We start from the raw sequence: 25,235 nt of genomic DNA, 5'->3' as shown, positions 1-25,235 counted from the left end.
CGTGAATCAGCCAGCCGTATCGCCGACGCTCGACACGCTGTTTCAGCGCACGCTGATGCGGCAACCGCACGCGCCCGCTCTGCTCGACCCCCTCAACAAGGCCCGCGTGACCGGCCACCAGCCGCGGCGGATGACCTACGCCGAGGCCGACACCGCCATCGAGGCCCTGTCGGCCCATTTCGTCGAATCGGGCCTGCCAGCCAATTCCGTCATCGCGATCCAGCTGCCTGCTACGGTCGAGTTCGTGCTGACAGTGCTCGCCGCGCATCGCGCCGGGCTCGTCGTCGCGGTGCTGCCGCTGCTCTGGCGCCATGCGGAACTGACCGCCGCGCTGAACCGCACCGCGGCGCGCGCCATCGTCACCATGAGCAAGGTCGACGGCGTCAGCTATTCCGACCTCGCCATGCACGCCGCCGCGGAGGCCTTCTCGATCCGCTACGTCTGCGGTTTCGGCGCCGACCTGCCCGAGGGCATGGCCTCGCTCGACGACGTGCTGGCCCGCCCGCCGGGCACCACGCGCGCGGTGATCCAGGACGGCCGCAAGGCGGCGATGATCTCCTTCGACGTCACCGCGGAAGGCTTTCGCCCGGTGCCGCGGCCGCATTTCAGCCTGATCGCCGGCGGGCTTGCGATGTCGCTGGAGGCCGACATCAAGCAGGGCGCGACCGTGATGGCGGCGTTCACGCCGATGTCGTTCGCAGGCCTCGCCTCCTCGCTCGCGGTGTGGCTGCTCTGCGGCGGCACGCTGGCGCTGCATCATCCCTTCGAGAACGACGTGCTGGAGCAGCAAATCAACGAGCACGAATGCGAGGTGCTGATCGCCCCGGCGCAGCTCGCGCTGCGGCTCGGCGATGCCGATCTCGCGGCGCGGATGCCGAGCTTGCGCAACGTCATCGGCCTCTGGCGCGCGCCCGAGCAGGTGGCGGCGAGCGATGCCTGGATCGCGCCGCATGCACCGCTGACCGACGTCTATCTGTTCGGCGAGGCCGGGCTGTTCGGCGCCCGCCGCGGCGAGGACGGCATGCCTGTTGCGGTGATGCCCGGGCCGCACGGCGCCCCGCGCGAGCAGTCCGGTTCCTCCATCGCCGGCGAGATCCTGCTGACGCCCAGGGGCACGCTCGGCCTGCGCGGAGCGATGGTGCCGATCGCGGCCTACGCACCGCCGCAGCCGGTCGGCGACACGCTGACGGCGCAGCCGCCGCGCGATTATGTCGACACCGGCTATGCCGCGCGGCTCGACCGTCCGAGCGGCGCGATCTGCATCACCGCACCGCCCTCCGGCATCATGGCCGTCGGCGGCTACCGCTTCCTGTCCAACGATCTCCAGGAATGGGCGCGCCGGCTCGGCCAGGGCGCGCTGCTCACCGCGCTGCCCGACCGGCTCTCGGGTCACCGGCTCGCAGGACGGGCACAAGACAATGGCCGCGCCCGCGAAGCGCTCAATGAACTCGGGCTTAACCCCCTGATGGTCGAGGCTTTTCGCGACCGCTCCGGGCCGGTTTAAGCGCAGTTTCGACCCATCCATTGACGCTGCATTAAGGCAACCGGACTAGATTGCGCAGCATCTGTTGCGCGATCAGAGTTTGCGATGTCCCAGGCGGGCCCGATCCTGTTTGTGTCCAACGCCCAGCGGCCGCCTTTCATTGCGGCACTGGACGAGGCCCGTCTGTTTCCCGTCGTCGACGCCGACTGGGCCAGCGCGGCGCGCGCGGTCGAGCAGGTGCAGCCGGCCGCGGTTCTCGCCGCGATGCATGCCGGGCACGAGCCCCATTTGGCGACGCTCGCCAGGAAGATCGCGGACCAATCGCCCTACCTGCCGTTCGTGGCGCTCGATGCTGCGGGCACGCTGCCGCAGAACGCCCTGCCCTTCTCCTCGCGCGGCGGCAATTCCGACCGCCTCGTCGCGCGGCTCCGCGCCGCGCTGCGCGTACGGACTCTCCATGCGACGGTTCTGCGCCGGCTGCCGGACGCGAAAGTCGGGTTGCCGGAGGGGGATCCGGCACGCGATGCGACGGTGCTCCTGATCGGCCGCGGCGCAGCTTATCCTGCGCTCTCCGTCGCACTCGGCGAACGCGTCGGGGTCGTCGGCGCGCTCTCGATCGAGGCCGCGGCCAAGCATCTCAACACCCGCGATATCGATGGCGTCGTGCTCGCCGAAGGCTTTACCGCGCGCGTCACCGACGCCTTCCTCACGGTGCTCGCCGAAGACACCCGATTCCGCAGCCTGCCCGTGGTCGTCACCGCGCACCAGCTCGCGCAGACTTACGACCTGCCCAATCTCGAGCTGATCCCGGGCGAGCCGGCGAAGGTCGCCGCCAACGCGCTGCCGCTGATCCGCCAGCACGCGATGGAAGCGCAACTGAGCCGCACGCTGCGCTCGATCGATGCCGGCGGCTGGCTCGACCCGCGCAGCGGCCTGCTCACGGTGGAAGCTTTTGCCCGCGATTTCGCCAAGGCGGTCGAGCAGGCTCTTGCCCGCGGCGGCGGCCTCTCCGTGGCGCGCTTCGCCTTCGAGCCCGGCAATTCCCGCGCCCAGCTCGACGCCGCACGGATCCTGAGCCGCCTGATGCGGCAGATGGATTTTGGCGTGGCGCAGAAAGACGGTTCCGTCATCGTCGTGTTCGCGGAGACCGACTTCCGCACCGCCCACATGATCGCCCGCCGCCTGTCGGCGGTGATGCGGCACACCTCCAATGGCAAGCACGAGATGCGCAGCGATCCCGTCGTCAGCGTGGACTCGCTGTCGCCCTCGGATACGGCGCGGTCACTGCTCGGGCGTCTCTCAGCCGACGCGTCGCGCGCGGCTTCGTAATTGCGCGTCAAAATCCCTGATCACGAGCGCGCCCCTTGTACGGGCAACGTGGCGCTAAGCGCCACCATTCGCGCCCGATTTCGGGGCGGCCGCCAGAGCGGGAGTGGCCAGGAGAAAGCCAACAGTCTCGTTCAGGAGCTCGTGGGCCCGGTCGACGATGTCGTCCAGCGACATCGTCTTTGCGAACATGCGCTGCGCTTCGGCCAGCAACTGGTCGCGAGTCGGCATGCTGGACAGACGCAAATCAGCACGCTGCTGCAACAGAATGATCGCGTCCCGGACCGACAATTCGGTCTCATGGATCGACGTCTTGATCGCCTGTGCGATGTGTTCAGGATTGAAGCGAGCGGCGAGCTGCTCGGCCGCTTGCTTGATCGCGCGTGATCCCAACCGATGCTCATTGCGCAGGACCTGCTTGGGCGGCATCTTCAGATCCCGGACAATCCCGAGCCAGGACAAAGCCACCAGGATATAATAGGTGAGATCAATCTCGTACCAGTGGAAGCCCTGTCGAGCACTGGCCTGATAGGCGTGGTGATTGTTGTGCCACCCCTCACCCATCGTGACGAGAGCGAGCAGCCAGTTGTTGCGGGAATCGTCGCCGGTCACATACCGCCTGCGGCCGTGAACATGTGCGAGGGAGTTGATGCAGAACGTGCCGTGATACACGAGCACCGTGCTCCAGAGGAAGCCGACCACGAGCCCTGACCACCCCGCAATGAGGAAGCAGAGGCCCGCGAGCACGAACGCCGGCAGAAGCTCCAGTTTGTGCAGCCACATCAACTCGGGATACGACGCCAGATCCGATACTTTCACCAGGTCGGTTGCATCGTGCTGCCGGTAGAAGATCCAGCCGAGATGACTGTAGAGGAAGCCCTTGTGCCGGGGCGAATGCACATCCTGCGCCGTATCCGAGTGAAGATGATGATGGCGATGTTTGGCAGCCCACCAGAGGACGCTTTTCTGAGCGCTGCTCTGGGCCAGGAAGGCCAGGATGAACTGAAACACCCGGCTGGTCGCGTAAGCCCGATGCGAGAAATACCGGTGATAGCCGGCGGTGATCGCAAACATGCGCAACCAGTACAGAACCGCGCAAATGGTAACGGCTTGCCACGAGACGCCCGACCAGATCGCCGCGACGCATCCCGCGTGGACCAATATGAACGGCAGGACCTGCGGATACATGACGTCGTCGTGTTCGTCACCGTGTTCCTGGCCTGAATCGATATTGATAGACACGCTCGCGACCTCAGAAGTTTCAATGGGCGGGGCAGCCCCGCTTTGCGGTACAAAAAACCCGCGGCCGGTAAACCAGTCGCGGGTCACACGAATCAGGTCATCAGTCGGGCACGCTATCAGCGGCGAGGCCAAATCGTCGGCCAAACTCGACGAATCGAACATGGCTGTCGTTCGATCATTCCGCAAGTGGCCATATGCCGCTGTCTTGTATCCAAGTACCGCTCCGGTGGCGCTCGGAACAATTACGCCGCCTTCTTGCTCTGCGCGAGCTGTGCCAGCTGCCGCATGATCTCCGTGGTGCCGGCGAGACGCTCTTCCGGCGTCTCCCAGTCTTGCAGGAACACCACCTTCATGTCGGGCCGCACCTTGGCGGCCTGGCCGTAGCTGCGGATGAACGACACCAGGCGGTCGGGATGGGCGAACGAATTATCGCGGAAGGCGATGACGGCACCCTTCGGGCCGGCGTCGATCTTCCCGACATTGGCCGTGCGGCAGAACGCCTTGATCGCGGCGACCTTGAACAGATAGCGCACCTCGTCGGGCAGCACGCCGAAACGGTCGCGCATCTCCGCGCCAAAGTTCTCGATCTCCTCCTCGGTGTCGAGATCGGCGAGCCGCCGGTACAGCGACAGCCGCACCGAGAGGTCGCCGACATAGTCTTCCGGAATGAGCACGGGCATGCCGATGGTGATCGAGGGCGACCAGCGGTCGGCGGCGGGCTCGGACACGCCGGCCTTGAGGTTGACGATCGCCTCCTCCAGCATCGACTGGTAGAGCTCGAAGCCGACTTCCTTGATGTGGCCGGACTGCTCCTCGCCGAGCAGGTTGCCGGCGCCGCGGATGTCGAGGTCGTGCGAGGCGAGCTGGAAGCCCGCGCCCAGCGTCTCCAGCGATTGCAGCACGGTGAGCCGGCGCTCGGCCTGCGCGGTGATCTTCTGCTGCGCCGGCAGCGTGAACAGCGCGTACGCCCGCAGCTTGGAGCGGCCGACGCGGCCGCGCAGCTGATACAGCTGCGCCAGGCCGAACATGTCGGCACGGTGCACGATCAGCGTGTTGGCGTTGGGAATGTCGAGGCCGGATTCCACGATGGTGGTCGACAGCAGGATGTCGAACTTGCCGTCGTAGAAGGCGGTCATGATGTCCTCGATCACCGCGGGCGGCATCTGGCCGTGCGCGACCGCGACCTTCATCTCCGGCACGTTCTTGTCGAGGAAGTCCTTGACCTCGGCGAGGTCGTCGATGCGCGGCACCACGTAGAACGCCTGGCCCCCGCGATAGCGCTCGCGCAGCAGCGCCTCGCGGATCATCAGCGGATCATGCGGGGCGACGAAGGTACGCACCGCGAGGCGGTCGACCGGGGGCGAGGCAATGATCGAGAGCTCGCGGACGCCGGTCAGCGCCAGCTGCAGCGTGCGCGGGATCGGCGTCGCCGACAGCGTCAGCACGTGCACCTCGGAGCGAAGCGCCTTCAGCCGCTCCTTGTGAGTGACGCCAAAATGCTGCTCCTCGTCGACGATGACGAGGCCGAGATCGCGGAACTTGATCGCCTTGCCGAGCAGCGCGTGGGTGCCGACCACGATGTCGACCGAGCCGTCGGCAATGCCCTTCTTGACCAGGTTCAGCTCTTTGGTCGGGACCAGGCGCGAGGCCTGCGCCACATTCACCGGAAAGCCCTTGAAGCGGTCGGTGAAGGTCTTGTGGTGCTGGCGGGCGAGCAGCGTGGTCGGCACCACGACCGCGACCTGCTTGCCTTCGAGCGCGACGGCAAAGGCCGCGCGCAAGGCCACCTCGGTCTTGCCGAAGCCGACGTCGCCGCAGATCAGCCGGTCCATCGGACGGCCGAGCTCGAGGTCCTTCAGCGTGGATTCGATGGCCCCTAACTGGTCCTCGGTCTCGTCGTAGGGGAAGCGCGCGCAGAACTCGTCATAGAGGCCCGGCTGCACCGGCAGCCTTGGCGCCTCGTGCAAATGGCGCGCGGCGGCGATCTTGATCAGCTCGCCCGCGATCTCGCGGATGCGATTCTTGAGCTTCGCCTTGCGGGTCTGCCAGCCGCTGCCGCCCAGACGATCCAGCTCGACCGCGGTCTGGTCGGAGCCGTAGCGCGACAGCAGCTCGATGTTCTCGACCGGCAGAAACAGTTTTGCGTCGGCGGCGTAATGCAGCTCAAGACAGTCATGCGGCGCGCCGGCGACGTCGAGGGTTTGCAAGCCGATGAAGCGGCCGATGCCGTGGTCGGCATGGACGACGATGTCGCCGGCGGTGAGGCTCGTCACCTCCGAGATGAAATTGTCGAGCTTGCGGCTGGCCTTGCGCGGCCGCACCAGGCGGTCGCCGAGGATGTCCTGCTCGCTGATCAGCGCGATCTCATCGGTCTCGAACCCGGCCTCCAGGCCGAGCACGGCGAGCATGGTCTCGTTGCGCGGGGTCGCCTGCACCGTCCGCCAGGCGTTGACGCTGGTGGCATGGGTCAGCTTGTGGTCGCGCAGCATCGAGGTCATGCGGTCGCGCGATCCCTCGCTCCAGAGTGCGATCACGACCTTCTTGCGCTGGGCATGCAGCGCCATCACGTGGCTGACGACGGACTCGAACACGTTGACGGTGGCGTCGTTGCGTTCGGGTGCGAAGTCGCGGCCCTTGCGCGCGCCGGCATCGACGATCGTCGCACCATCGGCCGGAACCGAAAACTGCGTCAGCCGCACCAGCGACATCTCGCTTTCGCGCCTGGTCCATTCCTCGTCGGTGAGATAGAGCCTGTCAGGCGGCAGCGGCTTGTAGATCGCACCGCCGCCGGGATGCTCCATCGCGTCGCGGCGGGCTTCGTAGTAATCTTGGATCTGCTTGAAACGCTCGCGGACGGCGTCTTCGGCCTGCGGCTCGATCGCGACGGCTGCGCCTTGCAGATAGTCGAACAGCGTGTCCATCCGGTCCTGGAACAGCGGCAGCCAGTGCTCCATGCCGGGATGGCGGCGGCCCTCGCTGACGGCCTCGTACAGCGCGTCGTCGCGCTCGGGCGCGCCGAACTCGGCGACATAGCCCATGCGGAAGCGGCGGATGGTGTCGGTGACGAGCTGGAATTCCGAGATCGGCACCAGATCGAGCGAGCGCATGTCGAGCATCGTGCGCTGGGTCTCGGCGTCGAAGGAGCGGATCGATTCCAGGCTGTCGCCGAAGAAGTCGAAGCGGACCGGCTGGTCGAGGCCGGCCGGAAACAGATCCAGGATACCGCCGCGCACGGCATATTCGCCGGGCTCGCGCACGGTCGAGGAGCGGTTGTAGCCGTTGTGCTCCAGCCAGGCGACGATGGTGTCCATCGGCACCACATTGCCGGGCGCAACCGACAGCGCCTGCGCGGCAACGAGTTCGCGTGCAGGGACGCGCTGCACGATTGCGTTCACCGTGGTCAGCACGATCAGCGGCTTGTCGCTGCCGGTCAGCGGCGCAAGCCGCGCCAGTGTGGTCAGGCGCTGCGCCAGGATGCCGCCATGCGGCGAGACGCGGTCATAGGGCTGGCAGTCCCAGGCCGGAAAGGTCAGCACCGGCAAATCGGGCGCGAAGAATTGCAGCGCGCGCTCGAGCTGCTGCATTCGCCCACCGTCGCGGCAGACCACGGCGAGGCTGACGGCCGGTTTCTTCGGCCGCGCGGCGATGGCGCGGGCGAGATCGGAGATGACGAGGCCCTCGGCGCCCTCGGCAACATTGGCAAGCGTCAGCGCGCGGCCGGGCATAAGCAGCTCGGCCGGCGACTTCATCCCCTGTTTCATAAATCGCCGTCCGTAATCGGGAACGCCTTGATGCGGGCAAACAGCGCGCCGGTGACATCAGCTGGCAGCACCTTGTCACCGGTGATGGCGGCATAGAGATCGGGATCGGACTCTTCGAGCAGGGTCTCGAGCTCGGTCAGCTCGTCGCCGGACAGATTGCCGATCTCGGCATCCGCGAAGCGGCCCAGGATCAGGTCCATCTCGCGCGTGCCGCGGTGCCAGCAGCGGAACAGAAGCCGCTTGCGGCGATCGTCCAGCCCGTTGCTCGATCGTGTCGTTCCCGTCATGTCTCAGATCCAGTCAAACGCAGAAAGCCCGGACGTGCCGGGCCGGGGTGATATAGCCACTCGGACCGCCCCTGTCAGCCCTCGATTTGGCATGGCCCGCTGCCCGCGCGAGCGCCGCGAAAAAAGCCGTGGATGCCCGCCATAAAGCCGGGCATGACGGGCCGAAACGATCCTAGATTCGCTCTCATGCGCCCCAGCCTGCTCAATCCGCTGTTTGCTCCCGTGACCAGCCTGCCCGGCGTCGGTCCGAAGCAGGACAAGCTGCTGCAGTACCTGCTCAGCCGCAATGAGACGCCGCGCCTGGTTGACCTGCTGCTGCATTTGCCGAGCCAGGTCATCGACCGCCGCGCGCGGCCAAAGATCCGCGACGCCGTCCAGGGAACCATGGTGACGCTGGAGGTCACCGTCGATCGCCATCGTCCGCCTCCGCCGCGCAACGCCCGCGCGCCCTATCTCGTCTACGCCAGCGACGACACCGGCGACGTCGTGCTGACCTTCTTCCGCGCCAAGCCCGGCTATGTCGAAAAGCTGCTGCCGATGGGCGAGAAGCGCTACGTCTCGGGCACGCTCCAGATGTATGACGGCATCCCGCAGATCGTGCATCCCGACCGCGTGCTCGATGAAGAGGCGATCTCGAAGCTCTCGGGCATCGACCCGGTCTATCCGCTGACCACGGGTCTGGCGCTCGGCTCGCTGCGACGCGCGGTCGCGCAAGCGCTGCAGAAGCTGCCCGCCCTGCCGGAATGGATCAGCCCGGAGGTGATGCGCCGCTGCAGTTTTCCGACGGTCACCGAGGCGCTCAGCCGCGTGCATCAGCCGGTCGAGCTCACCGACATCCTGCCCGAAAAGCCCTACTGGTCGCGCCTCGCCTTCGACGAACTCTTGGCCGGCCAGCTCGCGCTGGCCCTGATCCGCGCCCAATTGCGCCGCCCCGCCGGCGTCCGCAACGCCGGCGACGGTCACTTGCGCAACAAGATCATCGACGCCCTGCCCTATGCATTGACGTCGTCGCAGCGAGAAGCGACCGCCGCGATCGCGAACGATCTGCAACAACCCGTGCGCATGCTGCGCCTGCTTCAGGGCGATGTCGGCTCGGGCAAGACCGTGGTGGCGCTGCTGGCGGCCGCCGCCGTCACTGAGGTCGGCAAGCAGGCCGCGCTGATGGCGCCGACGGAAATTTTGGCGCGGCAGCACATCAAGACCATCGCCCCGCTCGCGGAGCGCGCAGGGCTGCGCGTGGCCATCCTCACCGGCCGCGAGAAGGGCAAGGAGCGGCGCGAGCTGTTGGCGCAACTCGAAGCCGGCGAGATCAATCTCCTCGTCGGCACCCACGCGCTGATCCAGGACGACGTGATCTTTAGCGATCTCGCCCTGGCCGTCGTCGACGAGCAGCATCGGTTCGGGGTGCGCGAACGCCTCGCGCTGACCTCGAAGGGCGCCGCCGTCGACGTGCTGGTGCTGAGTGCGACGCCGATCCCGCGCACGCTGGTGCTGACCTATTTCGGCGACATGGACATCTCCGAGTTGCGCGAGAAGCCCGCCGGCCGCCAGCCGATCGAGACCCGCACCATATCGATGAGCCGCCTCAATGAGGTCACGGACAGCATCGGCCGGGCCTTGGAGGCGGGCAAGCTGGTCTACTGGATCTGCCCGCTGGTCGAGGAATCCGAGGCCGAGGGCACCGAGCACCTGACCAATGCGACCAAACGCTTCGAGAGCTTGCAAAAGCGTTTCGGCGACCGCGTCGGCCTCGTCCACGGCCAGATGAAGGGCACCGAGAAGGACCGCGTGATGGGCCAGTTCGCCGCCCATGAGATCGGCCTTCTGGTTGCGACCACCGTGGTCGAGGTCGGCGTCGACGTGCCGGCCGCGACCATCATGGTGATCGAGAACGCCGAACGTTTTGGACTGGCCCAGCTGCACCAGCTCCGCGGCCGCATCGGGCGCGGCTCGGAAGCCTCGACCTGCCTCTTGCTGTACAGCGAGCCGCTCGGCGAGATGTCGAAGGCGCGGCTGAAGGTCATCCGCGAGACCACCGACGGCTTTCGCATCGCCGAGGAAGATTTGAAGCTGCGCGGCGAAGGCGACGTGCTCGGCGTGCGCCAGAGCGGCCTGCCCGGCTACCGCATCGCGCGCTCGGAGGTGCACGGCCAGCTCATCACCCAGGCTAGAGACGAGGCGCTGCGGATCCTGAAGGACGATCCGAAGCTGAAGGGCGAGCGCGGCGAGGCGCTGCGGTGCCTGCTGTATCTCTACGAGCGGGACGAGGCGATCCCGCTGATCGGGGCGGGTTAGCCTGCTGCTCTTCGGCGCCCGACCTCATAAGCCGCCACATGCGCGCGGGCCAGATCCAGCAGCGGCGTATCGATACCGAGCGTGCGGGCGCGATTGGCCATATCGCCCAGGATATGCTCCGCTTCGGTGACCGAACCACGCTCGATATCGCGCAGCATCGAAGCCTTGAGCGGCGAGTTCAGCGTGGTGAACAGTTTCCGGTCGAACTCGATGAACGGGGCGCGTGGCTCAAAACCCGACGCCGTTGCAACGGCACAGCATTCCGCGAACAGCCGGAAAATGGACTGCTCGCCGTTCGGCACCGCCAGGATGTCGCCGATACTTGCGCGCATCAGGCAAGTGATGCCGGCGAGCGTGCTGAGCTGGACGAACTTCTCCCACATGTCCTGCATGATCGCTTCGCTGGCGCGCACGTCGATGCCGGGGACATGGAGCAGTGTTTCCAGCGCGAGCGCACGCTCGCTCAGCGCCCCGTTGGTCTCGCCGAAGACGATGGTCTGATTGGCCATGAACTGAACGACACGACCATCCGCGTCGAGCCCGGCGCTGACGTTCGCCAGGCCGCCGAGGACGCGCGCAGCACCGAACTTCGCGGTCAGAGCGTCAATATGTTTCAATCCGTTGAGTATCGGCAGAATCATCGTGTTGGCGCCAACGGCCGGGGCAAACTGGGCCATCGCATCGTCGAGCGAGTAGGATTTCACCCCGACCAGCACGACGTCGAACGTCTCCTTGAGATCGTTAGCCAGGACGATCTTCGGCTGCACGGCAAAGTCGCCATGCGGGCTCACGACCTGCAGTCCATTCCGCCGCAATTGCTCCGCCCGTCCGGGCCGCACCAGAAAGGTCACGTCGCCGCCGGCTCGGGCCAGGCGAGCTCCATAATAGCCTCCAAGCGCGCCTGCGCCGATCACCAGCACTCTCATTCGAACTCCGATTGCATCCATCTGTCTCCGCAGAAACAATAGCAGACGGGGCGTGCGGCGTCTCCTCCCCGTCATTGCGAGCGCAGCGAAGCAATCCAGAATCTTCCCACGGAGACAGGCTGGATTGCTTCGCTGCGCTCGCAACGACGAAGTGGATAGAGCCGCTTCAGAAGACTCACCCTTTCGCCGCGGTCGACTTTATGAAACCTTGCGCTCATGCGCAGGGTCATCGTCGTCGGTTCTCAGGGAAGCGGAAAGACGAGCCTCTCCCGAAGTCTCGGGCGGAAGCTTGGACTGCCCGTGGTGCATCTCGACGTGCTCTACTGGCGGCCGGGATGGAAGCCATCCGACAAGGCCAGCTTCCGTCTACGCGTCGCGGAGGAGATCGCGGGCGACGCATGGGTCATCGACGGCAGCTTCTCGGGGCTCGCCTTCGATCTCACGCTTGCGCGTGCCGACACCCTGGTCGTCATCGACCGCCCACGCTGGCTCTGCCAGTGGCGCATTCTCTGGCGCTCCGCGTTCGATCGCGACGACGCGACCCGATCTGCCCGAGGGATGCCCGGAACAGTTCGACTGGAAACTGATGAAGGAGGCGTGGCGCTACGACACCGAGCGCGTGCCCGTCATCGAGGCCGAGCGCCTTCAATATGGCCCCGATGTCCCGGTCGTGCGCCTGAGACGCGACCGGGACATCCAGGGTTTTCTGGAGTCGGTTTCAGTGCACGGCGAGTGATCCATCGCCGTGACTTCAGACTGGACGGTCAGGCCTTCTTCTGCGCGACACGCGCTGCGAAGGCCTTCAGCAGTGCCGCATCCACCGCTTCGCCATTCGCGTCCGCGGCGAGGTGCTCGAACCAGCGTGCAAAGCCTTCGTAGATCTGGCTCGCCGGATGGTCGGGCCCGAGGAAACCCGAGATCTCCCGCATCTCCGCGACCCAGCGATAGGCCTTCGGGATCATGTCCGGCAGCGCGACTTCGAGCCGGGCCAGGACCGCGGGCTGGCTCAGCGCGAGCTCGTCGCGCAGCGCATCGGCCGCGCCCGCTTTCGTGGCCGCGACCACCATGGCCGAGCCGATGCCGGCCAGGCCCTTGACGATACCTGCATAGGACATCTTCAGCGCGGAGGCCGCGCCGACGGGTCCCTCGACAATCCGCACGTCGAGCCCGAGATCCTTCAGCACCGCGAGATCCCCAGCGTACTCGCCGGACAGGTAGAAAGCCGGGCTCTTGCCGCCGGGCTGCGGCGGGAAGCCGATGATGCCACCATCGACGAACGGCGCCTGCGCCGAGCCGATGATCTCCTCGATTCTTTGGACGGTATCGACATTGACCGCGTTGCAGTCGACGACGATGGGCTTCTTCTCGCGCCGGACGATCAGCGCCGCCAGGCGTTCGGCCAAAGCCACGGCTTCGCCCGGCGGCACGATCGAAAGGATGATGTCGGCCTCCGCGATCGCGTCGTCCTCGGCGCCGATCATACCGGCGTCAGCGGCGCGCTTTTGCGTCGCCTCGCTACGCCCCTTCAACGACGTCAGCACGCGCGCACCGTTTTCGCCAAGGCGGCGGGCTACGGCGCTGCCCATGGCGCCGGGCGCGAGGATCGCAATGGTCTTCGTCATCATGCACTCCAGGTCGAATTCCGAGCGAGGCGCTCAATTCAACCGGAAGACTAGCAGAGGACGAAAGTGCTTGCGCGAATGCGGCCATCCGAAACGGGAATGGCCCTACTCCACCTTCGCAGGCTGGGGCTGGAGCGCGGACGCATGGGCGATGCGCGCGGCGTTCGCCATGCCCGCGAGCGCGGCGGCCTTTTTCGGGTCGGGCGCCGAGCCCGGCTGCACCACGCCGGCCGACATGATCAGGGTCGCGGCATCTTCGGTGCTCATGTCGACCTCGACGATCTTGCTCTTCGGCACGTAGAAGAAGAAGCCCGTGGTCGGGTTCGGCGAGCACGGCAGGAACACGGAGACGTGCTCCTCCTGACCCGGCAGGCTGCGCGCGACCTCTTCGTTCGGCGACTGCGAGATCAGCACGATCGACCACATGCCCGGCGACGGAAACTCGACCAGGCCGACCTTCCGGAAGCTCGAGCCCTTGCCCGAGAACAGCGTCTCGAACACCTGCTTCAGGCCGCGATAGATGGCGCGCACTGCCGGAATCCGGCCGAGGAAGGTCTCGCCGATATCGACCAGCGTCCGGCCGATCAGGTTGGCGGCGAGGAAGCCGACCAGCGTCAGCGTGAAGAATGCGACAATCAGTCCCCAACCTGGAATGACATACGGCAGATAGGTTTCGGGCCGATAGGCCAACGGCACGAACGGCCGCACCACGCCGTCAACCCAGGTGACGAACCACCAGACCAGATACAGCGTGATGGCAATTGGCCCCGTCACGACGAGGCCGGTGAGGAAATAATTGCGGAAGCGGCCCATCAGGCCGGTATGCGGTTCCGGGATGGGATCAAGCGGCGCAGGCGCGTCGTCGCGGGGGGTCATTCGGGTTCCAGGTCGGTCGCTGCACTCAAGCTAGGGTCTTCTAGCAGGTTTTGGAAGACTACCTAGCGTTCCGGCCTGATCCCTTCTGCCTATTCCACGGTCACCGATTTCGCGAGGTTGCGCGGCTGGTCGACGTCGGTGCCCATGATGACCGCCGTATGATATGCGAGCAGCTGCACGGGGACGGCATAGACCATCGGCGTGAACGCGGCCGCCATGTCGGGCATGACGATGGTGACGAGGGACTCGACGGTCGCCTCCTCCGCGCCCTTGGCGTCCGTCATCAGGATGATCCTGCCGCCGCGGGCGGCAACCTCCTGCATGTTGGAGACGGTCTTCTCGAACACGCGGTCATAGGGCGCGATGACGACGACCGGCATGGTCTCGTCGATCAGCGCGATCGGCCCGTGCTTCAGCTCGCCGGCGGCATAGCCCTCGGCATGGATATAGGAGATCTCCTTCAGCTTCAGCGCGCCTTCGAGCGCGAGCGGGAAGCTGGTGCCGCGGCCGAGATAGAGCACGTCGCGCGATTTGGCGATCTCACGCGCGAGCTTCTCGATCTGGAGCTCGGTGGTGAGCGCGTCCGACATCAGGCGCGGGATCTCGACGAGGCCATGAACGAGCTTGGTCTCGTCCTCGTCGGACAATTCGCCGCGGGCCTTGCCGGCCGCGATCGCAAGATTTGCCAGCACCATGAGCTGGCAGGTGAAGGCCTTGGTCGAGGCGACGCCGATCTCGGGACCGGCGAGTGTCTGCAGCACGGTCTCGCTCTCGCGCGCGATCGTCGAGGTCGGCACGTTGACGACGGCCACCGTGTGCACGCCCTCGGCCTTGGCATAACGCAGCGCGGCCAGCGTGTCGGCGGTCTCGCCCGATTGCGAGATGAAGATGGCGAGATCGCCCTTGCGCAACGGCGCCTCGCGGTAGCGGAATTCGGAGGCGACATCGACCTCGACCGGCACGCGCGCAAAGCGTTCGAACCAGTATTTGGCGACGAAGCCGGCATAGCTCGCGGTGCCGCAGGCGGTGATGTTGATGCGCTGGATGCTCTTGAAGTCGAACGGCAGCTTGACCGGCAGCGAGACGCGCTCGGTCGCCATGTCGACATAGCGCGCCAGCGTGTGGCCGACCACTTCCGGCTGCTCGTGAATTTCCTTCGCCATGAAGTGGCGGTAATTGGCCTTGTCGACCAGCGAGGTCGAGGCGGCGTGCTTGATCTTCTCGCGCTGGACGGCGTGGCCGTCCTTGTCGAAGACCGTGGCGCCCTTGCGCGTCAGCACGACCCAGTCGCCGTCTTCGAGATAGCTGATCGTGTCGGTGAACGGGCCGAGCGCAATGGCGTCGGAGCCGAGATACATCTCGCCGTCGCCATATCCGATCGCGAGCGGCGGGCCGTTGCGGGCGCCGATCATGAGGTCGTCGTCACCGGCGAAGATGAAGCCGAGCGCGAAGGCGCCGCGCAGCCGCGCCAGCGTCAGCTTCACCGCTTCCACGGGCTTGTTGCCGCGCGTGAGCAGATCGTCCACGAGATGCAGCACGATCTCGGTGTCGGTCTCGGTGTGGAACACCGTGCCCTTCTTCTCGAGCTCCTCGCGCAGCTCGCGGAAATTCTCAATGATGCCGTTGTGGACCACGGCAACGCGTTCGGTCGCGTGCGGATGGGCATTGTTGACGGTCGGCTTGCCGTGGGTGGCCCAGCGGGTGTGGCCGATGCCGGTTGTGCCTTTGAGCGGCTCGGCCTCGAGGCGCTTCTCCAGGTTCTTCAGCTTGCCCTCGGCGCGGCGGCGCGCGAGATGCTTGCCTTCGAGCGTGGCGACGCCCGCGGAGTCGTAGCCGCGATATTCAAGACGTTTGAGCGAATCCACCAATTGCTCTGCAACCGGCGTGCGCCCGAGAATGCCGACAATCCCGCACATGCGGATCAATATCCCCCAAATCGTCGAAAAATCGCCTAAACGATCCGCTCGGTCTTTAGCGAAGTTCCTAAGGTACCAGATACTCAATAATTATTGCTGATTGAGACAGCACCGTTTCGCATCCGGCTTCGACTGCGTCGAATTGGCCGGCCTTAAACCGCGCGAATTAACTTGTTGTCAATAAGTTTGACCAACGATTCTCGGCCAGGGAGTAAGGTCATGAAAAGCTCGTCCGGCCGCAAAGGCCTGTCATCGATGTATGCCCACGCCAGCGAGACCACTGGCACGCACCTTGCGCATTGGCCGCCGCCCCAGCGCGGCAAGGAAAGCAAGCCCGTCTTCGTCAAGCACGCCGCCGGAGAACCTGCGAAACGCGCCAAGCCGCGCGGCTGGCGCCTGACGCGCGCGATCTTCTCGGAATTCTCCGACGACGAATAGCGGCGCGCCTTACCACCCCAGCGTCACGGCCCAGACGAGGGAAATGAGGAGCGCCCAGAACGCCAGCCCGATGACGAGGGCCAGAATCTCGGGCGGATCGTACTCGTTCACTTCCCGCAGCAGCCGTCGCCCCATCCCCGTGACGAATGTGTCGATCAGAAAACTGAAGAGATCGCGCACAAAGCGAGAGGACACGGCAGTTGGCGCTCAGTTCTCCGGCTTCTTTTCCGGCTTCTTGCCGCCGGTCTTCATCTCGCGATAGCGCGCCGCGCCGCCTTCCCGGATGGTCTGCTGGTTGCGCTCCAGCGCCATGGCGTCGTCGGGCACATCGCGCGTGATCACCGAGCCGGAGCCGATATAGGCGCCGTTGCCGATCTTCACGGGCGCGACGAGAGAGGAGTTGGTGCCGACGAAGGCGCCCTGCCCGATGATCGTCTTGTGCTTCTTGAAGCCGTCGTAGTTGCAGGTGATGGTGCCGGCGCCGATGTTGGAATTGGCGCCGACGGTGGCATCGCCAATGTAGGAGAGATGGTTGACCTTGACGCCGGCCTCCAGCGTCGCGGCCTTGGTCTCAACGAAATTGCCGATGCGCGCGCCGTCGCCGAGCGAGGTGCCGGGTCGCAGCCGCGCATAGGGGCCGATCGAGACGTTCTTGCCGAGCGTGGTCTGCACGATATGCGAGAAGGAATGGATCACCGTGCCGTCGGCGATCGACACGCCCGGACCGATCACCACGAACGGCTCGATGGTGACGTCATTGCCGAACACGGTGTCGGCGGACAGATAAACGGTCTCGGGCGCGATCAGCGTGACGCCTGCTTCCATCGCCGCTTTGCGCAAGCGCGCCTGCATCACGCCTTCGGCCTCCGCGAGCTGCGCCTTGGTGTTGATGCCGCGCACCTCGTCCTCGCTGGTCTCGATCACGACGGACTCCCATCCCTGTTCACGAACGACGCCGACCGCGTCAGTCAGATAATATTCGCCCTTCGAATTCGCATTGCCGATCTTGTCGAGGATCGCGAGTGCACGGCGCCCGTCGATCGCCATCAGGCCGGCATTGCACAGATCGATCTTGCGCTCGTCCGCGCTGGCATCGGCATGCTCGCGGATCGCGACCAGACGGTAGCCCTCGACGATGAAGCGGCCATAGCCGGTGGGATCGGCGGCGCGAAAGCCGAGCGCGGCGATTGCTGCGCCCTTCGCTAGCGGCGCGCGCAGCCGCGAAAAGGTCTCGGCCGAGATCAGCGGCGTGTCGCCGAAGGCAATCAGCAGATCGTCCGCGCCCCGCGCAATCACCTCGCGCGCCGCCAGCACCGCATGCGCGGTGCCGAGCCGTTCTGCCTGCACGAAGGTGAGCGCATCGGGACGGATGCGTTTCGCCTCGTCCGCGACCGCCTGATGGTCGGGGCCGATCACGACGGCGAGCGAGGTGCCGGTTCCCTTCGGTGTGGCGGCGAGCACGTGCGCGAGCAGGCTCTGGTGGGCGACCGGATGCAGCACTTTCGGCAGGTTCGATCGCATGCGCGTGCCTTCGCCGGCGGCGAGCACGATCGTGAGGCTGGAACGGGCGGTCATCGAAATCCTGTCAAACATGGCCGAATCAACGGGCGGCGGCAGGCCGATGCCGTCATGAGCTGTCGCCTTGCTACCCCCGCAAACGCCCGGAATTCAAGTGCGACGGGGTTTTCCTGTTAATGTTCCCTGATTGATTCGGGGAAGCTGTTCGGGGCTGGGCACTTAACGTTCATGGCAAAGGATTCCGACCCACTGGCGGACGCCTTCGGGACCAAGGAGACCGGCGGGCTGTTCTCCGGACTTCTGGCCGAGGAAAGCGCGGTCGACCGCAGCATGATGTGGCGGCTGGGCGCGTGGGGTGTGGTTGCCGTCGGCGCCGTCGTGATGGCCGTGATGGCCAATCAGGCCCAGCTCGGCTGGCGCCGTGACCAGGTTGCGTCGGCCGATCTGTCGCGCCAGGCCGACCGGCTCCAGATGCTGACCAAGGAGAGCCAGAACGAGGCCCGCCGCCTCGCCTCGGCCATCGAGACGCTGAACACCGATCGTGACCGGCTCTATTCGCGCGTCACCGTGCTCGAGCAAGGGATGGATTCCGTCACCGGCGCCATCGCCAAGCAGAGCGCGAAGCCGCAGGACGCGCCGGCGCCTGACACCCAGCCCGCGGCGCCGACCGTCGCGCCGGTCGCCTCGACGCCGGCTCCCTCGAGTGACAAGCCGCGCGCGGCAGCCGCGAAGGACCAGGCGAAGGAGCCGACAAAGGACGCTGTGAAGGAGGTCGCAAAGGACCAGTTGATCCCGCCGCCGCAGAACGCCGCCATGGCGTCGCTGGTGTCGCAGTCGCCGCTGACAACGTCGGCACTGCCGATGCTTCCGCTGGTGCCATCCAAGTCGATCATGGCGCCACCTGATCCCGCCGCATCGAAGCTGACGCAGCCCGAGACGACTGAGAAGGCCGCCGAGAAGAAGCCCGAGCAGGCGCCGGCGACGACCGAGGTCGCAGCGGCGCCAGCCAAGCCGCCGGAGACGGCCGAGAGCGAGGCCCCTGCAATCGCGGTCCAGCAGACCCGCTTCGCCATCGACCTCGGCGGCGCCAACTCGCTCGACGGCCTGCGCGCGCTCTGGCGCGGCCTGATCAAGTCCAATCCCGAGATCGCGGCGCTGCGGCCGATCATCATGATCAAGGAAGGCAATGCCGGCCTCGGCATGCAGCTCCGTTTGGGCGCCGGCCCGCTGATCAATGCGGCCGCCGCCGCAAAGCTCTGCGCAGGCCTTGCCGAGAACGACCGCCATTGCGAGACCACCGTGTTCGACGGCCAGCGCCTGTCGATGCGCGGCGGATCGGAGAAGGGCCAAGAGAAGACTCAGGACCGGGTTCAGGAGAAGAACGCGGACAAGACCCAGGACGCCGTGCCGCAAGCCGAGACCGCGCCGGCGCTCGCTCCTGCCGCCAAACCGGAGAAGCGCCGCCGCAGCTACTCCTCAAAACGCTCGTCGAAGCGCGAGGAGCCCGCGCCTGCCCCCGCACCTCAGCCACCGGCCGCACCAGCGAAGCCGGAGACGGCCTCGGCGGGATCGACGCTGTCGTCGTTCTTCAGGCGGTAGGAACGCGCACGAGTTAGATCACTGCGGCCTCTCATCAAATTGGGGCGTCAATGGCCGTTGACCAATGACTCGTCGAACAGCGCAAGCGATCAGAAATATCCACCTCGCCTGTTGCCCCCTCCCGTCATCCCGACCATATTGCGCCCATGACAAAAAAGCCCTTCCGCCTCACGCCCTACCAGGTGCAGTTCCTGATCGTCGTCGGTTTCGTGTCCGTCGGCTATGCGATCTATCTGCGCTATCTCGGCATCGAGAACTCGACCGTCGGCCTCGCCTGTGACGCCGGCCTGCAGACGCTGATCTGCAAGGCGCGCACGGTCTCGACGGTGCTGTTCAAGAATTCGGTGTTCGGCATCGTCGCGCTGGTGGTTGCGACGCTGAACCTGATGCGGCCGTCGATCGTGCTGCTGACCGTCGGCATCGTCGCCGCCGGCCTCGGCATCGTGCTCTACAATGTCGTGCTGTCGGGCCTTGCGATCGGCCTGTTCATTCTTGGATTTGCTCGGCCCGCGCCCGCCACAGCGTGAACGCGAACAGCAAGTAGATCGCGCAGGTCCACAGCGACTGCCAGTTCTCGCGGCCCTCATTGAACAGCACATAGGCGGCCGCCAGCGTGAGCAGGCCCGCGAATACCGATTCCGCCATCGGACGCTGGCCGATCTGCGGCCGGTTCAGCATCAGCACCGCGAACGGCACCACCGCCATCGTCAGCGAGGCGTAGGGGAAGTCGTGGTAGCGCGAGTCGAACACGAAGGCGAGCGCGGTCTGCGCCGCGATCACCGCGGTCACCGCCAGCGTCAGGCCGAGCACGGCGGTGAGCTTCGACCATTTGCGGCCCTCGCGCGGGCCGAGCAGATCGAGGAAGGTCGGAAGGCTGCGGCCGATCACCATCGCCTGCGCGCAGAAGATCGGCGACAGGATGCCGGCCAGAAGCAGCGCGCCCCAGTGCAGCCAGCCGCCGATGCCGTAACTCTCATAATACATCTTGTCGGCGCCGATCCCGAGCAAGGTGCCCGCTGACGTCGCAGAGATCGCGACGCCGAGCCAGGCCGAGAAGCGCGGCGTCCACGGCCGCCTGCGCAGCGTGAGGCCGGCGACCGCGAACACCAGCACGCAGAGACCCATGCCGGCGCCCATGTACCATTTCCAGTACGGGAAATTGCTGATCGGCTGGCCCGGCGGATATTTCAGGTTCCGGCGCACCGAGTCGTACAGGCCCCAATAGCCGCCGACGGTGCCTTCCAGCTTGCGCTTCCAGGGCTGGTCATAGGACTCGATCAGATTGACGCGAAACTTGTTCGCTTTCGCCAGGCCCAGGATTTCCGAGACGACGCGTGCCTGGTTGGTGCGCGACGGCAGCGCGCCCTCGCGCATGCGCCCTTCGCTGGGCCAGCCGGTTTCGCCGATCAGGATCTCCTTGCCGGGGAACGCGACAGCCATGCGCTCGCGGATCGCCTCGACATGGCTCGCTGCGAACTTCGCCTTCACCGGAACATCCTCCCAATAAGGCAGGATGTGGATCGTGACGAAGTCGACGGCGTCATAGACCTCGCGATTCCTGAGCCAGAACTCCCAGACGTCGGCATAGGTGACGGGCACGCTGACCTGCGCCTTCACCGAGCGGATGATGGAGACGAGGTCGGCGGTCGTCATCTCGCCGCGCAACAGCACCTCATTGCCGACGATGACGCTGGTGATGATGCCGGGAAATTCCTTGGAGAGGCGGACGGCGAGCGCGGCCTGCTCAAAATTCTTGGCGCGGTTGCTGGAGAGCCAGATGCCCTGGAGCACCTTCAGCCCGCCGACCTTGGCGGCGATCGCCGGCACCTGGTCGAGCCCGTTCTCCATCGAATAGGTGCGGACGCAGTCGGTGATCTCCTTGAGCTGGCGCAAATCCTGCTCGATCTGGTCGGCCTCGATATGGGTCCACGCGTTCAGCGGCGACTGTTCCCCGCGGAACGGCGCATACGAGACGCATTGGACCTTGTCGGCCGGGTCGATCGGGGCGCGCGCGAGCGTGATTGGCGTGGCCAGCCACCACCACACGGCAGCAATCGCACCCAGTGAAACGAGCAGAAGCGCCAGTGGCGTACGAAGAGAAATCGGTTCCGTCCTCCGCGAGGTGCCGTCGATTACCTGCTCACGCGCCATCTGCCAAGGGGTGTGTCCGGGATGGATCCTTCCCTCCCCCGAGGAATTTACCTGCGGCCGTTCGACAGAGGCCTAGGATCGTGACTTTGCTGGACAAAATTTCAAATTCAGGTCATGGACTCGGCAGGACTTTGCCGCCGCATTGGGGACCCATTTGGACGCCATCACCGGCGAGTCCGCGAGGTCCTGGCGCGGGCGGTCAGCTGATATATTGGGGAATTCATGCGGCAACGGGTGTTCGAGTTACGAAATGCGGTCCTGCGGCAGTTCGCCGCCACCTTGGCCGTCTCCTCCCTGGTCGTGATGGTCGGTCTCGGTGGCGCCTCCGCCCAGAGCGGCACGCCCGCCCCGGACCAGGGCAAGGCAACCACCCAGCCCGCCGATGCCGCCGCCAAGGACGCCGCCCAGAACCAGCGCCGCACCGACGAGTTCGCCGAAGCAGCCCAGGTCATCAACGGCCCGGCCGGCAACCCCGAATGCGTCTGGCTCGGCCGGCGCGTGGTGCGGCTGATGTGGCGCGACGACCTCGATACCGCGTTCCGCCATCTCGACCTCTACGACCGCTTCGGCTGCCCCGGCGGCCACATCCAGGCCGCCTTCCGCTGCCTGACCCGCTTTGGCGGCCAGATCGATCCCAAGGTCGCCGAGACCCTGGACAGCCGCGTGCACGCCTGCTGGATCAACCCGGCATCCCAGCCGCAGCAGGCGTCAGCCAGCGCCTCCCAGCCGGCGGCGCCAACCACGGGCAATTCGCCGGCCCCGCAGCCGGCCGCGAGCCCCGCGCCTGCGGCAAGCCCGACACCGGCGCCCTCGAAATAGCCGCGATCGTTTCAGCCGCCGTTCAGGAACGATCGGCGATAGAAGCGGTTGGCACTGCCGCACATTCCAAAACTGTCATGCCCTCATACGGTCATGAGGCCATGACAGTTGTGAAACCGCGCGGCAGAGGTATGCTCCATTTGCCGCGGACTCGGTCGGATCTCGGGGTCGGATCCGCTTCCCTGCCACCTCAGCCCCTTTTGGTTTAGCCGCGATGCGCGTTGTCGCCGCCGTTCTGTTGCTTGTGTCCGTGCTTCACGCCGGCATCTGGGGAGTCCTGCGCGACAAGGAACCCGCGCCCGACTTCAAGGGCCTGCTGCCCAGCGTCTCCTACGCCCCGTTCGAAGGCGCGGCGCACCCCGACATCGACAACATCCCCACCGTCGAGAAAATCCGCGCCGACCTGAAGACGCTGTCGACGATGACGCGCGCGATCCGTCTCTATTCGTCCACCGGCGGCGTCGAGCTGGTGCCGCCGATCGCGGCAGAGTTCGGCCTCAAGGTCACCGTCGGCGCCTGGATCGACAAGGACAAGGATCGCAACGAGCGCGAGATCAAGGCCGCCATCGAACTCGCCCGCAAGAACAGCAACGTCGTCGGCGTCGTGGTCGGCAACGAGGTGATCTACCGCGGCGAGCAGAAGGTCGAAGACCTCATCGACATGATCAAGAAGGTCAAGGGCTCGGTCCGCGTGCCCGTCACGACCGGCGAGATCTGGAACATCTGGCGCGACAATCCCGACCTTGCCTCCAACGTCGACTTCATCGCCGCCCACGTGCTGCCCTATTGGGAAAACTTCCGCTCGGACCAGGCCGTCGACCAGGCCGTCGATCGCTACAACCTGTTGCGCAATTTGTTCCCGGGCAAGCGCATCGTGATCGCCGAATTCGGCTGGCCGAGCCAGGGCTACAACCTTCGCAACGCCGACCCAGGTCCGTTCCAGCAGGCGCTGACCTTGCGCAACTTCGTCAGCCGCGCCGAAGCCATCGGCATGGAATACAACATCGTCGAAGCCATCGATCAGCCCTGGAAATATTTCGAGGGCGGCGTCGGCCCGTACTGGGGCATCCTCAACGCCAGCCGCGAGCCGAAATTCGCCTGGACCGGCCCGGTCGAGAATCCCGACTACTGGAAGCTGATGGGAATTGCGCTGCTGATCGGCATCCTCCTGTCGCTGCCGATCCTGCGGCTGGAACAGCCGACCGCCAGGCAGGCGTTCCTGCTATCGGCGACCGCCAACGGCGTCGGCGCCTGGGCCGCGACCGTGTTCGCGTTCTGGAACGACCACTATTTCATCTTCGGCTCGGCCTTCGCGCTCACGCTCGGCATGATCCTGCTTGTTCCCCTTGTCCTCATCGCGATGGCGCGCGTCGACGAGATCGCGGCGGTGGCCTTGGGCCGGCCGCCGCAGCGGCTGCTCTCCAAGAGCAAGCCGGTCGAGAACGTTCCCGAGAATTACTACCCGAAGGTCTCGATCCACATCCCCGCCTATTTCGAGCCGGTCGAGATGCTGAAGCAGACGCTCGATGCGCTGTCGCGGCTGAACTATCCGAATTACGAATGCGTCGTCATCATCAATAACACGCCCGATCCCGCGTTCTGGCAGCCGATCCAGGACCATTGCCGCGCGCTCGGTGAACGCTTCAAGTTCATCAACGCCGAGAAGGTGCAGGGCTTCAAGGCCGGCGCGCTGCGGATCGCGATGGACCGCACCGCCGTCGATGCCGAGATCATCGGCATCCTCGATGCCGACTATGCCGTCGATCCCGACTGGCTGAAAGACCTCGTGCCGGCTTTCGCCGACCCGCGCGTCGGCCTCGTGCAGGCGCCGCAGGAGCATCGCGACGGCGACCTGTCGATCATGCACTACATCATGAACGGCGAATATGCCGGCTTCTTCGACATCGGCATGGTCCAGCGCAACGAGGCCAACGCCATCATCGTGCACGGCACGATGTGCCTGATCCGCCGCGCCGCGATGGACATGGCCGGCGGCTGGTCATCCGACACGATCTGCGAGGACAGCGATCTCGGCCTTGCGATCCAGGAACTCGGCTGGACCACCCACTACACCAATCACCGCTACGGCCAGGGCCTGCTCCCCGACACCTACGAGGCCTTCAAGAAGCAGCGTCACCGCTGGGCCTATGGCGGCCTCCAGATCGTGAAGAAGCACTGGCGGCACTTCCTGCCCGGCCGCAGCCGGCTGACGCCGGACCAGAAGCGCGAATATGGCTTGGGCTGGCTGAACTGGCTCGGCGCCGAGAGCCTCGGCGTGGTGGTGGCGCTGCTCAATCTCATCTGGGTGCCGATCGTCGCCTTCGCCGACATCGCCATCCCCGACAAGATTCTGACGCTGCCGATCATCGGCGCCTTCATCGTCTCGCTCGCGCACTTCCTGTCGATGTACCGCGCGCGCGTCGCGATCAAGCCCGGCCAGATGATGGGCGCGATGATCGCCGCGATGAGCGTGCAATGGACGGTGTCGCGCGCGGTGGCACAAGGTCTCATCACCGAGCACATCGCGTTCGCGCGCACCTCCAAGGGCGGCCTGTCCAGGATGTCGATCGAGTTCCAGGCATTCTGGGAGGCCGTGATCGGCACCCTGCTGGTGATCGGCGCCGGCGTGCTGATCGCCTCCAACAGCTATCGCCAGATCACCGAGATCTACATCTTCGCCGGCGTCCTGGTGCTGCAAAGCCTGCCGTTCCTGGCCGCGGTCGCGATCGCGATCCTCGAGCTCAGCCGCATCAACTCGTTCCAGTTCTGGCGCGACAGCGCGATCCGCACCGCCGAGCTGATCGGCCTGCGCCCCGTGGCCCTGCCGACCCCCGCCGGCACGCCGCAGCCAGTGCCGAGCGAGGTCCGGCGGGAAGCGAACTGACGGACGAACGGCCTCTCGGCGCGGGTGAAACCTCCGCGCCGGCAAGCCACCGGCGCTGTTCGGCGTGGATAGCGGGCCGCCAATCGAGTTGA

Annotated in this window: 19 protein-coding genes; 9 read left to right on the top strand and 10 right to left on the bottom strand. The window is 65.9% G+C overall.

What is annotated here, in order from left to right; translation table 11 throughout:
• Nucleotide 1 precedes the first annotated feature (1 nt).
• Together ABIB99_RS08940 and ABIB99_RS08935 are read left to right on the top strand one after the other, a co-directional pair.
• A complete protein-coding gene (locus tag ABIB99_RS08940; protein ID WP_354175483.1) occupies nucleotides 2–1,504 on the top strand; it encodes an AMP-binding protein in 1,503 nt (500 codons plus the stop codon).
• An 84-nt stretch (nucleotides 1,505–1,588) separates the two neighbouring features.
• Nucleotides 1,589–2,812, top strand: a complete 1,224-nt coding sequence (locus ABIB99_RS08935; protein ID WP_354175482.1) for a GGDEF domain-containing protein — start codon at nucleotides 1,589–1,591, stop codon at nucleotides 2,810–2,812.
• 54 nt (nucleotides 2,813–2,866) lie between these two features.
• On the opposite strand, the gene ABIB99_RS08930 is transcribed toward ABIB99_RS08935, so the two are convergent.
• The 3 genes from ABIB99_RS08930 to ABIB99_RS08920 form a co-directional block, all read right to left on the bottom strand.
• Nucleotides 2,867–3,997, bottom strand: coding sequence for an acyl-CoA desaturase (locus ABIB99_RS08930; RefSeq protein ID WP_166353125.1), 1,131 nt, complete (start codon nucleotides 3,995–3,997; stop codon nucleotides 2,867–2,869).
• A 296-nt stretch (nucleotides 3,998–4,293) separates the two neighbouring features.
• A complete protein-coding gene (gene mfd / locus ABIB99_RS08925) occupies nucleotides 4,294–7,812 on the bottom strand; it encodes a transcription-repair coupling factor (RefSeq protein WP_354175481.1) in 3,519 nt (1,172 codons plus the stop codon).
• Nucleotides 7,809–8,099, bottom strand: coding sequence for an FAD assembly factor SdhE (locus ABIB99_RS08920; RefSeq protein ID WP_354175480.1), 291 nt, complete (start codon nucleotides 8,097–8,099; stop codon nucleotides 7,809–7,811). Before ABIB99_RS08920 ends, mfd begins: the two co-directional genes overlap by 4 nt.
• A 186-nt stretch (nucleotides 8,100–8,285) precedes the next feature.
• Here ABIB99_RS08920 and recG point away from each other — a divergent pair, with 186 nt between their 5' ends.
• A complete protein-coding gene (gene recG / locus ABIB99_RS08915; protein WP_354175478.1) occupies nucleotides 8,286–10,394 on the top strand; it encodes an ATP-dependent DNA helicase RecG in 2,109 nt (702 codons plus the stop codon).
• Here the strand turns inward: recG and panE are convergent.
• Nucleotides 10,391–11,320, bottom strand: a complete 930-nt coding sequence (gene panE / locus ABIB99_RS08910; RefSeq protein ID WP_354175476.1) for a 2-dehydropantoate 2-reductase — start codon at nucleotides 11,318–11,320, stop codon at nucleotides 10,391–10,393. The two genes, recG and panE, sit on opposite strands and share 4 nt — an antisense overlap.
• A 445-nt stretch (nucleotides 11,321–11,765) precedes the next feature.
• On the opposite strand from panE, the gene ABIB99_RS08905 reads away from it, so the two are divergent.
• Complete coding sequence (locus tag ABIB99_RS08905; protein ID WP_354175475.1) at nucleotides 11,766–12,056, top strand: P-loop NTPase family protein; 291 nt, start codon at nucleotides 11,766–11,768, stop codon at nucleotides 12,054–12,056.
• 28 nt (nucleotides 12,057–12,084) lie between these two features.
• On the opposite strand, the gene ABIB99_RS08900 is transcribed toward ABIB99_RS08905, so the two are convergent.
• The 3 genes from ABIB99_RS08900 to glmS form a co-directional block, all read right to left on the bottom strand.
• A complete protein-coding gene (locus ABIB99_RS08900; protein ID WP_038955477.1) occupies nucleotides 12,085–12,942 on the bottom strand; it encodes an NAD(P)-dependent oxidoreductase in 858 nt (285 codons plus the stop codon).
• Nucleotides 12,943–13,047: 105 nt separating this feature from the next.
• Nucleotides 13,048–13,818 (bottom strand): DUF502 domain-containing protein, encoded by a 771-nt coding sequence (locus ABIB99_RS08895; protein WP_354175473.1) that lies wholly within the window; start codon nucleotides 13,816–13,818, stop codon nucleotides 13,048–13,050.
• 89 nt (nucleotides 13,819–13,907) lie between these two features.
• On the bottom strand, nucleotides 13,908–15,734 hold the full coding sequence (gene glmS / locus ABIB99_RS08890) for a glutamine--fructose-6-phosphate transaminase (isomerizing) (RefSeq protein ID WP_063983209.1): 1,827 nt from the start codon (nucleotides 15,732–15,734) through the stop codon (nucleotides 13,908–13,910).
• Between the two features lie 219 nt (nucleotides 15,735–15,953).
• Between glmS and ABIB99_RS08885 the strand changes: the two genes are divergently transcribed.
• Nucleotides 15,954–16,172, top strand: coding sequence for a hypothetical protein (locus ABIB99_RS08885; RefSeq protein ID WP_028158733.1), 219 nt, complete (start codon nucleotides 15,954–15,956; stop codon nucleotides 16,170–16,172).
• Between the two features lie 9 nt (nucleotides 16,173–16,181).
• Here the strand turns inward: ABIB99_RS08885 and ABIB99_RS08880 are convergent, their stop codons facing one another.
• Nucleotides 16,182–16,367, bottom strand: a complete 186-nt coding sequence (locus ABIB99_RS08880; RefSeq protein ID WP_354118179.1) for a hypothetical protein — start codon at nucleotides 16,365–16,367, stop codon at nucleotides 16,182–16,184.
• A 12-nt stretch (nucleotides 16,368–16,379) separates the two neighbouring features.
• Nucleotides 16,380–17,747: a bifunctional UDP-N-acetylglucosamine diphosphorylase/glucosamine-1-phosphate N-acetyltransferase GlmU gene (gene glmU, locus ABIB99_RS08875; RefSeq protein WP_354175728.1), complete on the bottom strand. Its 1,368-nt coding sequence runs from the start codon at nucleotides 17,745–17,747 to the stop codon at nucleotides 16,380–16,382.
• 171 nt (nucleotides 17,748–17,918) lie between these two features.
• On the opposite strand from glmU, the gene ABIB99_RS08870 reads away from it, so the two are divergent.
• Both ABIB99_RS08870 and ABIB99_RS08865 read left to right on the top strand, forming a co-directional pair.
• Complete coding sequence (locus ABIB99_RS08870) at nucleotides 17,919–19,289, top strand: hypothetical protein (RefSeq protein WP_354175471.1); 1,371 nt, start codon at nucleotides 17,919–17,921, stop codon at nucleotides 19,287–19,289.
• A gap of 146 nt (nucleotides 19,290–19,435) precedes the next feature.
• On the top strand, nucleotides 19,436–19,816 hold the full coding sequence (locus ABIB99_RS08865) for a hypothetical protein (RefSeq protein WP_028147889.1): 381 nt from the start codon (nucleotides 19,436–19,438) through the stop codon (nucleotides 19,814–19,816).
• Here the strand turns inward: ABIB99_RS08865 and ABIB99_RS08860 are convergent.
• Nucleotides 19,776–21,440 (bottom strand): glycoside hydrolase family 17 protein, encoded by a 1,665-nt coding sequence (locus ABIB99_RS08860; RefSeq protein WP_175627350.1) that lies wholly within the window; start codon nucleotides 21,438–21,440, stop codon nucleotides 19,776–19,778. The genes ABIB99_RS08865 and ABIB99_RS08860 overlap by 41 nt on opposite strands.
• A gap of 222 nt (nucleotides 21,441–21,662) precedes the next feature.
• On the opposite strand from ABIB99_RS08860, the gene ABIB99_RS08855 reads away from it, so the two are divergent.
• Nucleotides 21,663–22,259, top strand: a complete 597-nt coding sequence (locus ABIB99_RS08855; RefSeq protein WP_166341254.1) for a beta-1-3, beta-1-6-glucan biosynthesis protein — start codon at nucleotides 21,663–21,665, stop codon at nucleotides 22,257–22,259.
• A 214-nt stretch (nucleotides 22,260–22,473) separates the two neighbouring features.
• A complete protein-coding gene (locus ABIB99_RS08850; protein ID WP_354175470.1) occupies nucleotides 22,474–25,143 on the top strand; it encodes a glycosyltransferase in 2,670 nt (889 codons plus the stop codon).
• Nucleotides 25,144–25,235: the final 92 nt, after the last annotated feature.

The organism is Bradyrhizobium sp. LA6.1, assembly GCF_040547805.1.
In the GTDB taxonomy this organism is placed as follows: domain Bacteria; phylum Pseudomonadota; class Alphaproteobacteria; order Rhizobiales; family Xanthobacteraceae; genus Bradyrhizobium; species Bradyrhizobium barranii.
This window is presented reverse-complemented; position numbering and strand designations above follow the sequence as displayed.